Origin of the sequence: Bacillus cereus group sp. MYBK139-1, from assembly GCF_051916915.1 — a bacterium.
GTDB lineage: Bacteria > Bacillota > Bacilli > Bacillales > Bacillaceae_G > Bacillus_A > Bacillus_A pacificus.
The window spans coordinates 1575359-1590190 of record NZ_JBQAHO010000001.1 but is presented as its reverse complement, the minus strand read 5'-3'; the positions used below and the strand labels follow the sequence as shown (position 1 = coordinate 1590190).

Genomic DNA, 14832 nt, shown 5'->3' with positions numbered 1-14832 from the left:
TATGGTAGTATTAACGTTAACGATTATTTTTGCACTAATTGTTGTTACATTTATCGCATTAACAATTAAAATTATTCCACAGCAAAAAGTTGGAGTCGTTGAAAGATTTGGTAAGTTTCAGCGTGTTATGCAGCCGGGATTAAATTTATTAATCCCGATTGTGGATCGCGTTCGCGTATATCACGACTTGCGTATTCAACAAACGAATGTACCACCACAAAAGGTAATTACGAAAGATAATGTACAAGTGGAAATTGATACAATTATTTTCTATCAAGTCGTTGAACCGGAACTTGCGACATATGGTATTTCGAACTATGAATACGGTGTACGTAACATTACTTCAGCAACGATGCGTCAAATCATTGGTAAAATGGAACTGGATGAAACGTTATCTGGTCGTGAAAAAATTTCAACAGAAATTCGCTTAGCACTTGATGAAGCAACAGAAAAATGGGGCGTTCGTATTGAACGTGTTGAAGTTGTTGATATTAATCCGCCAAAAGATGTGCAAGCGTCAATGGAAAAACAAATGAAAGCAGAGCGTAATAAACGTGCGATCATTTTAGAAGCTGAAGCTGCAAAACAAGATAAAGTTCTTCGTGCTGAAGGGGAGAAGCAAAGTAAAATATTAATGGCTGAAGGGGATAAAGAGGCACGTATTCGAGAAGCTGAAGGTATTAAAGAAGCGAAAGAGTTAGAAGCGCAAGGGGAAGCAAGAGCGATTGAGGAAATTGCAAAAGCAGAACAAAACCGAATTGAATTACTTCGTGAAGCGAATTTAGATGAACGTATACTTGCTTACAAATCATTTGAATCATTAGCTGAAGTTGCGAAAGGACCAGCAAATAAAGTCTTTATTCCATCTAATGCAATTGAAACACTTGGTACTCTTGGGGCAATTGGAGAAATCTTTAAAGAAAAACAAGCGAAGAAACTGCCTTTAAATAATACAGAAAAAGAACAATAAGAGTGAAAAAGAGAAATGGGATGCCATTTCTCTTTTTATTTTTTATCATTTTTTAATTTATAAATTAAATGAGTAAGGGACGGGGGACCGTTTCTTACTCATATACACTAAAAAATTTTTAAGATTTCATAATATGAAATAAAGGAGAATCTGTAAGAAATAGAATTGATATAATGATTGAAAATTCAGTCATCTAATGAAGTTTCTAAACTTTTTAGTATATTATTATTGGAAATTGGAGGGGAAAGAATGGCAATTAGAACAGGGGAACAGTATATTGAAGGATTGAGAAAAAGAAATCCTGAAATTTGGATTGGAGGAAGAAAAGTAACGGATGTAGTAAATGAAGATGTTTTTCGTGAACCAATTATACAAATTGCGAACTTGTATGATATGCAGCACAATCCAGAATATCAAGATAAGATTACTCATATATGCGAAGAGACAGGAGAAAGGGTATCAAATGCATTTTTAGTACCGAAAAATTATGAGGATTTAAAAGTACGCCGTGAATTATTTGAAGTGTGGGCAAAAGCTACTTATGGTTTAATGGGTAGAACACCTGATTTTTTAAATGTAACGGTTACTTCAATGGCAAGTAATTCGTGGTTTTTTGAGAAGTTTAATCCAGAATGGGGAGCGAATATAAAAAATTATTATAAACATATAAGGGATAATGATTTGTTTTTAACACACGCAATTATTAATCCGCAAAATGATCGGAGTAAGGCCTCCCATCAACAAGAAGATGAAACAATGCATTTAGGGGTAGTAAGTGAAACAGCGGAAGGAATGTATGTTAGTGGTGCTAAAATGTTAGCGACACTGGCGCCGATTACGGATGAGGTAATAATATATTCCTATCCAAGTTTTAAGCCAGGTGATGAACGTCATGCAATTTCTTTTGCAGTTCCAATTGACGCACCAGGTCTAAGAATTCTATGTCGTGAGCCAATGCAAGATGGAAAACGATCTTTATTTGATCATCCACTCGCATCAAGGTTTGAGGAAATGGATGCATTACTAGTATTTCATAATGTGTTTATCCCGTGGGATAAAGTATTTATTTATCAAAGTGTGGAAGCTGGGAATCAATTGTATCCTAAAACCGGAATTGGTCATCAACCAGCACATCAATCTGGGGTAAGAGGGTTAGTAAAACTATCTTTTGCAGCTGAAGTAGCTATGAAATTAGCAGATTCGATTGGCGTAGATGGGTTTTTAAATGTACAAAACCAGTTAGCAGAGCTTATGCAAGATGTCGAAACGATACGCGCTCTCCTGCAAGTAGCTGAATATGAGTATGAAACGAATTCATATGGAGAAGTTATTCCTGCGAGGTTGCCGCTTGATACGATCCGCAGTTTATTACCTAAGATGTACCCGCGGGCTATTGAGATTATTCAAACTATAGGTGCTGGTGGATTATTAATGTCACCGACAGGTGCTGATTTTATGAATCCCGAGATTCATGATGATATGCAAAAGTATTATATCGGGCGTGAAGGAGTATCCTCTGAGGAACGGGTTCGTTTGTTTAAATTAGCATGGGACTTATGTGGTGAGGCTTTTGGACAACGGTTATTACAATATGAGCGTTATTATTCTGGAGATCCGGTGCGTAAAATGGGAATGTTTTATAATGCGTACAAAAAACAACAAACTTTTTCACTTGTGAACAATGCGTTGCAATCGAGTTCATCTGAAGGGGCCTTAAGTTAAATAAAAATGTTTGCGCTTACATTTTTATTTGGAAGAGGAAGGAGCAATAGATGATAAAAAGAATTTTACTGTTAGGATGTAATTCTTCTTATAATTTTAACAATTTCTAGAACTTGAGAACTGTAACTGGAATAGGGGAGGTATATGATTTGATCGCTTCCATCGGTAAAATTTGCAAAATTCTAAATTGTTTCACGAGTGATGAGCCTGTGCTAGGTAATTCGGAAATAGCGGAAAAGCTAAAGATGAATGCAAGTACGGTTCACCATCTTGTTCGTACGTTGTGTGCAGAAGGAATGCTCATACAAGATGAGCAAAGAAAATATAGATTAGGTTGGAAATTGTTAGAGTGGGGAAATCAAGTCATGTTTCAGCAAGAGATATATAGTGGAGCGATTCCGCTTGTTGAAGAGCTAGTAAGAAATTTTAGTGGTACTGTGCATATCGGTATGTTTGATCGTGGTGATGTTGTATTTATATTGAAAGTTTCATCGAAGGAGTCCGTTCAAATTTCAACACATGTTGGATCAAGAGAACCTGCATATTGTACAAGCACAGGGAAAGTGCTGCTTTCATTTCATTCATCACCCTTAGAATATACTTCAGAAAAAGGGCTTTTACGACGAGCACCCAATACCATTACATGTGTCAAACAATTCCAAACAGAGTTACAGAAAATTCGTAAGCAAGGTTATTCAATTAGTGATAACGAAAATGAGCATGGACTATATGGAATTGCAGCTCCTATTCGATCTTATACTGGGAGAACTATTGCGGCGCTTAATATTGTTGGACCTATATCATATATGCAGGGAAGTAATCGTGAAATCATAATTCAAAGTGTGATGAATACAGCAAATTTGATTTCCAAGGAATTTGGTTATTTGGAAATTTAATTTTAGAAGAAAAGAGATGAGTATCATTTATATACATGAGCAGTGTATACCTGAATTAACGAAATCTATAGTTTCAATTGGAGCATTTGATGGTGTGCATAAAGGTCATCAAGCTGTAATTAAAAATGCAGTTGAGAAGGCAAAGGTATTAAGGATAACAAATGTTGTGTATACATTTGATCCACCACCACGCTCATACTTTCAAGGGGCGAAAGTATTAACACCTATTGATGAGAAGGTGAAACGTATTCAAAGTCTTGGTGTTGAACATGTGATTGTAATTCGGTTTGATGAGTCTTATATAACAAAAAGTGCGAGTTGTTTTATTCAAGATATAAAAAGACTAGGCCCTGTAGAAATTTTTGTTGGCCAAGATTTTAAGTTTGGAAAAAATCGGGAGGGCAATATAGATTTGCTAAGAGAGCACTTCAATATTTCTATAGTGAAAGATATTTGCTGTGATGAAGGTGAGCGAATATCTTCAACGAGAATTAGAGATTATGTTTATCAAGGAGATTTACAAAAGTCTAACTCTTTGCTCGGTTGGTCTTTTAAAACAATATAACTAAAAAGGAATTATGAGGAGGAAATAATATGTCTAAAACATTGCAATCTTTTAATTTACTAAAATGGATTGATGAGAATAAGGAGTTATTGAAGCCACCAGTAAATAACAAAGTTATTTGGCAAGATTCAGAGTTTATCGCCATGATATTAGGTGGTCCAAATAGAAGACGTGATTTCCACGTAGATCCTTCAGATGAATTTTTCTATCAAATTAAAGGTGAATGTTATGTGGAATGTATTACAGAAGAAGGGAAGCGGGAAGTCGTCACAGTAAAAGAAGGGGATGTATTTATGCTCCCAGCTATGGTACCGCATTCACCACATCGCGTTGCTAACACATATGGGCTCGTAATTGAAAGAAAACGTAGCCAAGGAGAACTTGAGGATTTCGTTTGGTTCTGTGATGAGTGTAATCATGAAATGCATCGTGTACGCGTCCAATTAAGTGATATTGAAAAACAAGTAAAAGAAGCAATTCATAGTTTTAATTCAAATAAAGAAATTCGAGCGTGTAAAAACTGCGGTCATATTATGCCAGAGGAAGTGGAGGAATGGAAGTGCGAATAGATTTTCATACACATATTATTCCTGAAACTTTTCCAGATTTTGAAGAGAAGTTTGGTGGCGGTCGTTGGCCGATATTAAATCGGACTTGTACATGTGGTGCAAGTATTATGGTTGGAGGTAAAAATTTTCGAGACGTGACAGACCAAGTATGGTGTCCTAAGAAAAGAATTGAAGATATGGATCGTGAAGGTGTTGATATTCAAGTTCTATCACCAATCCCCGTTACATTTTCGTATTGGGCAAAACCAGAGGAAGCCGAAAGTATGGCACGTATTCAAAATGATTTTATTGCAGAAACAGTTTTAGCATATCCAGATCGTTTTGTAGGATTAGGAACGGTTCCGATGCAAGATGGAGAAACTGCGATTCGTGAAATGGAGCGTTGTATAACGGAATTACATTTACATGGTATTGAAATTGGTACAAACGTAAATGGAAAAAATTTAGATGACCCATCGTTTATTGAATTTTTTCGAATGGCTGAAAAATGGCAAGTTCCGATTTTTATTCATCCATGGGAAACATTAGGACGTGATAGAATGCCACATCATAATTTTATGTATACAGTTGGGATGCCGAGTGAAACGGCACTTGCGGCAGCTACATTAGTATGGAGTGGAATAATGGAGAAGTTTCCACTGCTAAAGGTTTGTTTTGCGCATGGCGGCGGCTCTTTCCCATATATTTTGCCAAGGTTAGATCAAGGCTGGAAAGTATGGCCGCATTTACGATTGACTACGCATCCTCCTAGTTATTATGCAAAGAAATTTTATTTTGATTCTTTAAATTATGATCCTATTAATTTGAAATATATGATTGAAAGGTTTGGGCATGAAAAGATTTTCATGGGTTCAGATTATCCATTTTTATTGCGAGAAGTTGATCCGGGTAAAGTGATTGATGAAACAGCCAGTTTATCAGAGGAACAAAAAGCAGCAATGCTTGGGGGAAATGCTGCGGAATTTTTAAATATTGATATAAAAAAACGAGGTGTAGCATATGCAGAGAGTACAAACACCTGAGGATAAACTAAGTGAGTTAGGAATTACACTACCAGCTATTCGCCCGGCAGTTGGAAATTATGTTAGTTGTGTAAGAGTAGGTAACTTATTATTTACTGCTGGACAAGGCGTAGATGAGTATCACGGGAAATTAGGAAAAGATATTTCAATTGATGAAGGGTATAAAGCGGCAAGGCAATCGATGTTGAATTTGTTAAGTGTTGTGAGAAATGAACTAGGTGATTTAAATAAGGTAAAACGAATTGTAAAAATACTTGGTTTTGTAAATAGTACGGAAGACTTTATTAATCAGCCAAAAGTAATGAACGGTGCATCGGATGTATTAGTAGATATATTTGGAGAAAAGGGGAAACATGCTCGCTCAGCAGTCGGTATGGCTCAGTTACCTAATAATACAACAATTGAAATTGAGATGGTTTTAGAAATTGAGGAGTAGGAGGTAAGGAAGGTGAACAAAGAATTATTAGCGGACAAACTGAAAGTGAAAGATGCGAAATTGTTTATTGATGGACAGTATGTGGATTCTGTATGTGGTGAAACGTTTGATACGTTCAATCCAGCAACGAATAGAAAGCTTGCATCTATTGCAAAGGCAAATGAAGAGGACACCAAAAGAGCAATTGATGTGGCAGAACGTACATTTAAAAGCGGCATTTGGAGTAAAATGCCTGTGGAAGAGCGATCAAATATTTTATGCAAAATGTCGGATTTGATTATGGAAAGAGTGGATGAACTAGCTTATATAGAAACTCTGGATGTGGGAAAGCCAATTAAAGAAAGTAAAGGATTCGATATACCACGTTCGGCTCATAATTTTCGCTTCTTTGCTGAAATGGCTAAATATATGGTGCACGAGCACTATGACAAACATAATTTTATGTCATATGCAAAGTATGCTCCTGCGGGAGTGACAAGTTTAATCATTCCTTGGAATTTGCCATTTATGCAAATGACATGGAAAGCATCAGCGGCACTTGCTTCTGGTAATACTGTTGTTGTCAAACCAGCCTCTTATACTCCATTAAGTGCAGTTATGCTTGGTAAAATTGCAAATGATGCAGGACTACCACCAGGTGTACTTAATATTATTACAGGTCCGGGAAATACTGTTGGGACAAAAATGACAACACATCCAGCTGTTAGAAGAATTTCATTTGTTGGAGAAAGTAATACAGGCAAGACAATTATGCGTAATGCATCAGAGAACTTAATACCTGTTTCATTAGAACTAGGAGGTAAATCAGCGAATATCGTATTTGAAGATGCAGATCTAGATGAAGCAGTACAAGGCTCAATTGAAGCTATTTATCGGAATCAAGGAGAAATTTGTTTAGCTGGTTCAAGATTACTAGTGCAAGAAAGTGTATATGAACAGTTTTTAGAGAAATTTGTAGAGGCTGTAAAAAGAATAAAAGTTGGAGATCCTCTTTCTGAAGAGACAGATATGGGAGCGCTTGTATCAAAATCTCATTTAGAAACAGTTGATCGTTATGTAGAAATAGGAATTTCAGAAGGGGCAAAATTAGCCTATGGTGGAAAAAGAGTAGAGAGTCTAGTGGAAGGAAACTTTTATGAACCTACTATTCTATATGATGTTGATAACAGTATGCGTGTAGCACAGGAAGAGATATTTGGTCCAGTTTTAGTTGTTATTCCATTTAAAACGGAGGAGGATGCAATTCGTATTGCGAATGATTCCATTTATGGACTAGCTGGAGTTGTTTGGACAAATGATCTTAGACGAGCACAACGAGTGGTTTCGCAAATTGATTCAGGCTTACTATGGATTAATTGTTGGTATGTCCGAGATTTACGTACTCCATTTGGAGGTTCAAAGGCAAGTGGTATTGGTAGAGAAGGTGGGCGTCATAGTTTCGAATTTTATACAGAAGCTAAGACGGTAACGATGAAATTATAAGGATAATATTTTAACTTAACATACAAAGAGCTCCCATCTGGTGTTTATAAAAATAAGTAGATGGATGGGGGCTAGTCTACAATGTAAAGAATTGAGGATATATAAATTAAAAAATGAGGTGAGAGCAATTGTTAATGAAAGAGTTAGCTGATGAACTATTACAGGCTGAAGATTCACGTATAGGGATACCTCCTTTTACTGAGAGATATGCTGATTTATCAGTTGAGGATGCTTATAATATTCAGCTTGAAGTAGTAGAAAGAAAGTTGGAAAATGGGCATTGTGTAATCGGAAAGAAAGTTGGACTTACGAGTGTTGCGATGCAGGAGATGCTTGGGGTAAATGAACCAGATTATGGACATTTGTTAGATGACATGAAAATAGAAAATGGAAGTACAATCGCAATAAGTTCTTTTCTATCTCCGAAAGTAGAAGCAGAAATAGGATTTGTTTTAGAGAGAGATTTAAAAGGGCCTAATATTACATACATTGATGTACTGATGGCAACAAAGTATGTTGTACCTACACTTGAAATAATTGATAGCCGTATTGCTGATTGGAAAATCAAATTGGTTGATACAGTAGCGGATAATGGCTCGTCAGCAAAGGTTGTAATTGGTAATACATTATCTAGCATAAATAAAGTAGATTTACGTACAACTGGGATGACACTATATAAAAATAATAGTTTAATTGCAACAGGTGCTGGGGCGGCCGCATTAGGGCATCCTGCACAAGCTATTGCCTGGTTAGCTAATAAACTACATGAATTTAATATTGGATTAAAAGCAGGTGAGTTAATTTTACCAGGTGCGTTATCTGGTGCAGTCTCAGTGAATAGTAAAGACAGTATTCAAGCTGACTTCGGATCACTCGGATCGGTTTCTGTTACATTCATATAGGTTAAAGTGTTGAGAAAAGGGGGGATAGACGTGAAGAAAGTAAAGGCGGCTATAATTGGATCAGGTAATATTGGTACGGATTTAATGTATAAATTAAAAAATAGTAAAGTTATAGAGCTAAATGCCATGATTGGAATAGAATCCGAATCGGATGGTTTAAAGAGAGCGAAAGAAGCCGGATATGAGGTTTTTGATAATGGAATACAGGCGATTATTGATAATCCCAGTTTAGCTGATATTGTATTTGATGCAACTTCAGCTAAAGCACATAGTTATCATGCGAAAACGTTAGAAGAGCTTGAAAAAATAGTAATTGACTTAACACCGGCTGCATATGGGCCATTTGTTTGTCCTGCTATTCGAAATAATAATTTTTTAGATAAGAAAAACGTTAATATGATTACGTGCGGGGGACAAGCAACAATCCCGATTGTTCATGCTATTAATGAGGTGGCGAATGTTACATATGCAGAAATCGTTGCTACAATTTCCAGTTTAAGTGCAGGTCCAGGTACAAGAGCAAATATTGATGAATTTACAATTACGACAAAGCGTGGAATTGAAGAAGTTGGTGGGGCTGATAAGGGGAAGGCGATAATTATATTAAACCCTGCAGAGCCACCTATATTAATGAGAGATACGATTTATTGTGAAGTTAAGGATATGGATGAGGTTTCTATCTATGAAGTAATTCATAAGATGGTTGAACGGGTTAGGACGTATGTTCCTGGTTACTCTTTGAAACAAGAGCCAATGTTTGATGGGAATCGTGTAACTGTATTTTTAGAAGTTGAAGGAGCTGGAGATTATTTTCCTCCTTATGCCGGTAATTTAGATATAATGACAGCTGCAGCATTAAAAGTAGGTGAAGAATTTGCAACGCAAATCATTTCAGAGAAGAAAAGAGGTGTAATGAATGAGGCGAAATAGTGAAAGACCAGTGAGAATAACAGAAGTTTGTTTACGTGATGGAAGTCATGTAATGAAACATCAATTTACAGAAGAGCAAGTTCGATCTGTAACAAGGACATTAGATGAGGCAGGTATGCATTATATCGAAGTGAGTCATGGAGATGGTTTAGGTGGCTCTACTTTACAATATGGGAAGTCATTAGTTAATGAAATGAAGCTCATTGAAGCCGCGGTAGATGAGTGTAGGCAAGCTAAAGTAGCTGTCTTGTTAATTCCTGGTATTGGAACGATTCATGAATTAAAGCAAGCTGCAAATATCGGTGCGAAACTTGTTCGTGTCGCAACACATGTAACAGAAGCGGATGTTTCCGCTCAACATATTCAATTTGCACGTGAGTTAGATATAGAAGTGTGCGGTTTTTTAATGATGGCACATTCTGCATCGGTTGAAAAGTTAGTAGAGCAAGCAAAGCTTATGGAAAGTTATGGTGCAGAAGCAGTTTATGTAACAGATTCTGCAGGAGCTTTATTGCCTCATGAAGTACGTGAACGTATTCGTGCTTTGCGTCAATCTTTAAATATTGAAATTGGTTTTCATGGTCATAATAATCTTTCGGTTGCAGTAGCAAATACAATTACTGCAATTGAGGAGGGCGCGACACGTATTGATGGAAGTGTACGATGTCTTGGGGCAGGAGCTGGAAATACTCAAACAGAAGTATTGCTTGCTGTTTTGGATCGTATGGGATATAAGCTAGATATAGATTTATATAAGATGATGGACGTCGCAGAGGAGATTGTTGCCCCGTTATTACCAGTACCACAAGAAATTCAAAAAGGCAGTCTAGTAATGGGATATGCAGGGGTATACTCTAGCTTTCTATTACATGCTGAAAGGGCGGCACAACGCTTTAATGTAGACGCACGTGATATTTTAATAGAACTGGGGAAAAGAAAAGTAGTTGGAGGACAAGAGGATATGATTTTAGATGTAGCTGCAGAATTAGCAAAGATAAAAATGGAGGTGTAACATATGGCTTTAGTGAAAGGGGCAGATATAGAAATTATTGACTATTTACTTCAAGCTGAAAAGGAAAGAAAAGAAGTAGTAAAAGTAACGGATAAGCATCCTGATTTAACAGTAGAGGATGCTTATAAATTGCAAAAACGTTTAATTGAACAAAAAATGAGCGAAGGTTCTAAAAGAGTTGGTGTGAAACTTGGATTAACGAGTAAGGCAAAACAACAAATGATGGGGATTGATGAAGCGATTTACGGATACTTGTTGCACGATATGCTTGCATTCGAATGGGAGCCATTACAATATGAAACGCTGATTCATCCGAAAATAGAGCCAGAGATTGCTTTTTTAATAGGTGAGGATTTACAGGGAACGAATGTGAAAGCTGACGATGTATTAAAGGCAACAAAATATGTTGCGCCAGCTTTAGAGGTGATTGATAGTAGATATTTAAATTTTAAATTTACATTACCTGATGTAATAGCAGATAATTGTTCCTCTTCAAAATTTTTGTTAGGAAGTAAATGGATTGATGTTAAGAATATAGATTTAGCAAATGTAGGAATGGTTATGTCAAAGAACGGTAAGATTGCTACGACTGGGACAGGAGCAGCTGTACTGGGACATCCAGCAGAGGCAATTGCTTGGGCGGTAAATAAACTTGGTTTACAAAATGAAGGATTTAAAAAAGGTGATATTGTATTAAGTGGAGCATTATCTGAAGCGATTGCATTTAAAGCCGGAGATTCTATCATTGCACAATTTGATGATTTGGGAAGTGTAGCAATGTTTTGTGAATAAATAGTAAAGCGAGAGATAAAAATGCCCATTATACAAATTCAAATAATAGAAGGTAGAAAGCAGGAGCAAATTCAAAATCTAATATTTGATGTTACAGAGGTAGTTGCGAAAAACTTAGATGTAGATGTTGGACGGGTTCGTGTTTTAGTGAATGAAATCCCAAGTTCTCATTGGGGAGTAGGCGGAAGGTCTAAAGAAAGTTTAAAAGAAAATTAGTTAGTAATAAAAGCAATTTTCATTCTTATATGAATGAGGATTGCTTTTATTGTTTTGAAATTTTTAAATAATATGTTAGAATTTAGTCTTGGTTTTAAGGAGATAAGGGGGAATATACATACAAATACTACTAATACGTCACGGAGAATCCGAAGCGGACATTTTACAGGTACATGAAGGACGAGCTGACTTTGAATTAACAGAAAAGGGAAGACAGCAAGTGCAAAGGCTTGTACAGAAAGTGAAAGCAGATTTTCCGCCAGATTTCATTTGGGCAAGTACATTAAAACGTGCTCGTGAAACAGGTGAAACGTTAGCTGAAGGAATTGGATGTCCAATTCAACTAGAAGAGGAATTAATGGAGTTCAATAATGGAGTGCAAGCAGGCTTATCATTTGAAGAAGCAAAGAAATATCCAGAGCCAAAGTTTCTTCATGATCGTTTTGAAAACGGGGAGTCATTTATTGAATTTAGAATGAGAATAGAAGGAATCTTTTCTAAAATCGTAACAGAGAATACTTATGAACGGATAGCAATTGTTGCACACGGTGGTGTAATAAATAGTCTATTACGTGCGTTCTTCAAAATGCCAATTTCAATGGACTATTATTTTAAAATGGGAGATACGGGAATAAGCTTAATTGAAATTGACGGTGAACAAAAAACGGTACATTTCATTAATGATACGAATCATTTGGACGGGATGTAGAGAATTATGTACAAAGTTGTATTTTTCGATGTTGACGGTACGCTTTTAAGTGAGATTGATAGAAGTATGCACGAAAGTACAAAAGAAGCGATACAAAGGTTAATAGATAAAGGGATTCATGTAGTTGTTACGACAGGGAGACCATATAGCTTATGTTCGCAATTTATGGAACTAGGCATAAATACGTTTATTTCTGCAAATGGTGCCCATATAAAATGTGGTGAAAAAGTTATACATAAATCAGTACTTTCACGTGAAATCGTTCATGATATCTCGAGATTTGCTGAATTACATGGTCACGGTATTTCTTATTTTACCGAGGATTTTGCAATGAACGGAATAGCCTCGGATAATGAGCGTGTAATGCAAGCGCTTAGCGAGACGTTGAATTTAGAGAAGTATCCTGAAAAAAGTAGGGATTTGTCAGAAGAAATCTATTGCTTATGTCTGTATTCAGATGAAATAGAAGCTCAAAAATTTCTTGAAAGATATCCTATGCTTACGTTTGAGCGTTTTCATAATTACGTAATAAATGTATTGGAAGATAGTAAAGTATCGAAGCTCACCGCAATTCAAAAAGTATTAGATCATTTGAATATTTGTAAATCAGAAGCGGTTGCTTTTGGTGACGGTAGAAATGATATTGAGATGTTGCAGTATGTAGAATTAGGTATTGCGATGGGGAATGCTGGAGAAGAGTTAAAAACAAGAGCTGATTTTGTTATAAAGAAGGCGAGTGAAGGTGGTATTTTATTTGCCTTAGAGAAGTTTCATGTCGTCTAACATACCTTTATTGAAATAAAGGTATGTTAGGATCTTTTATATGCTCACATAGTAAAATATGAACTTGCCCACGATGATGATAAAAGTGTGCAACAATTTCAAGCAACCATTCAAATCGTGAATAAGAAATACCCCAATAAGCAGTCTTCATTTCTGCTAATTGTTCATTTGAATAGGATAAAAAAGTTTTAGAAAGTAAATCATAGCCCTGTATCATCGCTTGTTGCATTTGCATAATTGTTTCGGGTGTTTGTTCTTTATAAAAAGTGTGTAGTTGTTTTTCCGTACTACCATTTAAAATGAGTAGATCTGCATGGCAAATAAGAGAAAGATGTGCACACATTTCAAATACAGATCGTTTTGCGTGAATGGGTTGTATTTTTAAATCGACATCATTATATTGGTTAAGCATTTGAATAGAAGTATCAACAGCAACTTTAAGTTGATGCAATGCAGATTGTACAAACATTGTAATTCTCCTCTTCTCCGTATATAATAGTTTCTTGAGGGTATTATATCATACTCAAAATTCCGAAAATTCTAGTAGTTTGACTAGCATATTGAAAAGTATTATATTGTAAAAGGTCATATGAAACGTGAAATAGAATGGAATGCAATTATTGAGTTAGGAGTTAGACCAATGAGTTTGAAATATGGAAGAGATACAATTGTTGAAGTTGACTTAAATGCAGTAAAACATAATGTAAAAGAATTTAAAAAACGAGTGAATGATGAAAATATTGCAATGATGGCTGCTGTAAAAGCGAATGGGTATGGTCATGGGGCAGTTGAAGTTGCGAAAGCTGCTATTGAAGCAGGAATAAATCAGCTTGCAGTTGCATTTGTAGATGAAGCGATAGAGTTAAGAGAAGCAGGAATTAACGTGCCGATTTTAATTTTAGGCTATACGTCAGTAGCGGCTGCGGAAGAGGCAATTCAATATGACGTTATGATGACTGTTTATAGAAGTGAAGATTTACAAGGTATAAATGAAATCGCAAACCGTCTTCAAAAGAAAGCGCAAATTCAAGTGAAAATTGATACAGGGATGAGTCGTATCGGTTTACAAGAAGAAGAGGTTAAACCATTTTTAGAAGAATTAAAACGTATGGAGTATGTGGAGGTAGTAGGAATGTTTACACATTACTCTACGGCAGATGAAATCGATAAATCATATACGAATATGCAAACAAGTTTATTTGAGAAAGCTGTCAATGCAGCAAAAGAATTAGGAATTCATATTCCGTATATTCATAGTTCAAATAGTGCAGGTTCAATGGAACTTAGCAATACATTTCAAAATATGGTTCGTGTAGGTATTGGGATTTATGGAATGTATCCTTCAAAAGAGGTAGATCATTCAGTTGTTTCTCTACAGCCTGCGTTGTCGTTAAAATCAAAAGTAGCCCATATTAAGCATGCGAAGAAAAATCGCGGTGTAAGTTATGGGAATACGTATGTAACGACTGGTGAAGAATGGATTGCCACTGTACCGATTGGTTATGCTGATGGCTATAACCGTCAGTTATCTAATAAAGGGCATGCATTAATAAATGGAGTTCGAGTACCTGTTATTGGTCGTGTTTGTATGGATCAGCTTATGTTAGACGTTTCAAAAGCAATGCCAGTACAAGTGGGAGACGAAGTAGTATTCTACGGTAAACAAGGCGAAGAAAACATCGCAGTAGAAGAAATAGCGGATATGTTAGGTACAATTAACTATGAAGTTACATGTATGTTAGACAGAAGAATCCCGCGAGTTTATAAAGAAAATAATGAAACGACTGCTATTGTAAATATACTAAGAAAAAACTGAATCGATATGA

The 14832-nt window shown here is 36.1% G+C and carries 17 protein-coding genes; 16 read left to right on the top strand and 1 reads right to left on the bottom strand.

The genetic code is table 11. The annotated features are described in order from the left end of the window. Position 1: 1 nt before the first annotated feature. The 15 genes from ACTFRS_RS08140 (at position 2) to ACTFRS_RS08070 (ending at position 13006) form a co-directional block, all read left to right on the top strand. Complete coding sequence (locus ACTFRS_RS08140) at positions 2-970, top strand: SPFH domain-containing protein (protein ID WP_440023772.1); 969 nt, start codon at positions 2-4, stop codon at positions 968-970. A gap of 249 nt (positions 971-1219) precedes the next feature. Beyond that, on the top strand, positions 1220-2692 hold the full coding sequence (locus ACTFRS_RS08135) for a 4-hydroxyphenylacetate 3-hydroxylase family protein (RefSeq protein WP_139867504.1): 1473 nt from the start codon (positions 1220-1222) through the stop codon (positions 2690-2692). 149 nt (positions 2693-2841) lie between these two features. Continuing rightward, positions 2842-3588, top strand: coding sequence for an IclR family transcriptional regulator (locus tag ACTFRS_RS08130; RefSeq protein ID WP_098669089.1), 747 nt, complete (start codon positions 2842-2844; stop codon positions 3586-3588). Between the two features lie 16 nt (positions 3589-3604). Further along, positions 3605-4153 (top strand): FAD synthetase, encoded by a 549-nt coding sequence (locus ACTFRS_RS08125; RefSeq protein WP_440023773.1) that lies wholly within the window; start codon positions 3605-3607, stop codon positions 4151-4153. A gap of 29 nt (positions 4154-4182) precedes the next feature. Further along, positions 4183-4722 (top strand): 3-hydroxyanthranilate 3,4-dioxygenase, encoded by a 540-nt coding sequence (nbaC, locus tag ACTFRS_RS08120; RefSeq protein WP_000047733.1) that lies wholly within the window; start codon positions 4183-4185, stop codon positions 4720-4722. Continuing rightward, the gene (locus tag ACTFRS_RS08115) at positions 4707-5744 is read left to right on the top strand and encodes an amidohydrolase family protein (protein WP_000453802.1); all 1038 of its coding nucleotides are present in this window, start codon (positions 4707-4709) and stop codon (positions 5742-5744) included. Before nbaC ends, ACTFRS_RS08115 begins: the two co-directional genes overlap by 16 nt. After that, positions 5722-6180 carry a RidA family protein gene (locus ACTFRS_RS08110; protein WP_001190048.1) on the top strand — a complete coding sequence of 153 codons (459 nt, stop codon included), beginning with the start codon at positions 5722-5724 and terminating at the stop codon, positions 6178-6180. Before ACTFRS_RS08115 ends, ACTFRS_RS08110 begins: the two co-directional genes overlap by 23 nt. 12 nt (positions 6181-6192) lie before the next feature. Then, a complete protein-coding gene (locus ACTFRS_RS08105; protein ID WP_242293822.1) occupies positions 6193-7662 on the top strand; it encodes an aldehyde dehydrogenase in 1470 nt (489 codons plus the stop codon). Between the two features lie 128 nt (positions 7663-7790). Then, positions 7791-8564: a 2-keto-4-pentenoate hydratase gene (locus ACTFRS_RS08100; protein WP_276608972.1), complete on the top strand. Its 774-nt coding sequence runs from the start codon at positions 7791-7793 to the stop codon at positions 8562-8564. Between the two features lie 30 nt (positions 8565-8594). Then, on the top strand, positions 8595-9494 hold the full coding sequence (locus ACTFRS_RS08095) for an acetaldehyde dehydrogenase (acetylating) (RefSeq protein ID WP_440023776.1): 900 nt from the start codon (positions 8595-8597) through the stop codon (positions 9492-9494). After that, complete coding sequence (dmpG, locus tag ACTFRS_RS08090; protein WP_440023778.1) at positions 9481-10506, top strand: 4-hydroxy-2-oxovalerate aldolase; 1026 nt, start codon at positions 9481-9483, stop codon at positions 10504-10506. The genes ACTFRS_RS08095 and dmpG overlap by 14 nt, the downstream gene beginning before the upstream one ends. 3 nt (positions 10507-10509) lie before the next feature. Further along, a complete protein-coding gene (locus tag ACTFRS_RS08085; protein WP_440023780.1) occupies positions 10510-11298 on the top strand; it encodes a 2-keto-4-pentenoate hydratase in 789 nt (262 codons plus the stop codon). 15 nt (positions 11299-11313) lie between these two features. After that, positions 11314-11514, top strand: a complete 201-nt coding sequence (locus tag ACTFRS_RS08080) for a 4-oxalocrotonate tautomerase (protein WP_313897260.1) — start codon at positions 11314-11316, stop codon at positions 11512-11514. Positions 11515-11632: 118 nt separating this feature from the next. Further along, positions 11633-12223, top strand: coding sequence for a histidine phosphatase family protein (locus ACTFRS_RS08075; protein ID WP_139867486.1), 591 nt, complete (start codon positions 11633-11635; stop codon positions 12221-12223). 6 nt (positions 12224-12229) lie between these two features. Continuing rightward, complete coding sequence (locus ACTFRS_RS08070; RefSeq protein WP_440023781.1) at positions 12230-13006, top strand: Cof-type HAD-IIB family hydrolase; 777 nt, start codon at positions 12230-12232, stop codon at positions 13004-13006. Between the two features lie 7 nt (positions 13007-13013). On the opposite strand, the gene ACTFRS_RS08065 is transcribed toward ACTFRS_RS08070, so the two are convergent. Then, on the bottom strand, positions 13014-13475 hold the full coding sequence (locus ACTFRS_RS08065) for a DinB family protein (RefSeq protein ID WP_440023783.1): 462 nt from the start codon (positions 13473-13475) through the stop codon (positions 13014-13016). A gap of 171 nt (positions 13476-13646) precedes the next feature. Here ACTFRS_RS08065 and alr point away from each other — a divergent pair, with 171 nt between their 5' ends. Next, entirely contained in the window at positions 13647-14822 is a 1176-nt protein-coding gene (gene alr / locus ACTFRS_RS08060) for an alanine racemase (RefSeq protein ID WP_431085039.1), read from the top strand. The last annotated feature ends 10 nt before the right edge of the window (positions 14823-14832 follow it).

What these genes read in the sequence shown, in the direction of transcription:
- ACTFRS_RS08140 (WP_440023772.1), top strand. Translation starts at nt 2, where the DNA reads ATGGTAGTATTAACGTTAACGATTATTTTTGCACTAATTGTTGTTACA.
- ACTFRS_RS08135 (WP_139867504.1), top strand. Translation starts at nt 1,220, where the DNA reads ATGGCAATTAGAACAGGGGAACAGTATATTGAAGGATTGAGAAAAAGA.
- ACTFRS_RS08125 (WP_440023773.1), top strand. Translation starts at nt 3,605, where the DNA reads ATGAGTATCATTTATATACATGAGCAGTGTATACCTGAATTAACGAAA.
- nbaC (WP_000047733.1), top strand. Translation starts at nt 4,183, where the DNA reads ATGTCTAAAACATTGCAATCTTTTAATTTACTAAAATGGATTGATGAG.
- ACTFRS_RS08115 (WP_000453802.1), top strand. Translation starts at nt 4,707, where the DNA reads ATGGAAGTGCGAATAGATTTTCATACACATATTATTCCTGAAACTTTT.
- ACTFRS_RS08110 (WP_001190048.1), top strand. Translation starts at nt 5,722, where the DNA reads ATGCAGAGAGTACAAACACCTGAGGATAAACTAAGTGAGTTAGGAATT.
- dmpG (WP_440023778.1), top strand. Translation starts at nt 9,481, where the DNA reads ATGAGGCGAAATAGTGAAAGACCAGTGAGAATAACAGAAGTTTGTTTA.
- ACTFRS_RS08085 (WP_440023780.1), top strand. Translation starts at nt 10,510, where the DNA reads ATGGCTTTAGTGAAAGGGGCAGATATAGAAATTATTGACTATTTACTT.
- ACTFRS_RS08070 (WP_440023781.1), top strand. Translation starts at nt 12,230, where the DNA reads ATGTACAAAGTTGTATTTTTCGATGTTGACGGTACGCTTTTAAGTGAG.
- ACTFRS_RS08065 (WP_440023783.1), bottom strand. Translation starts at nt 13,475, where the DNA reads ATGTTTGTACAATCTGCATTGCATCAACTTAAAGTTGCTGTTGATACT.
- alr (WP_431085039.1), top strand. Translation starts at nt 13,647, where the DNA reads ATGAGTTTGAAATATGGAAGAGATACAATTGTTGAAGTTGACTTAAAT.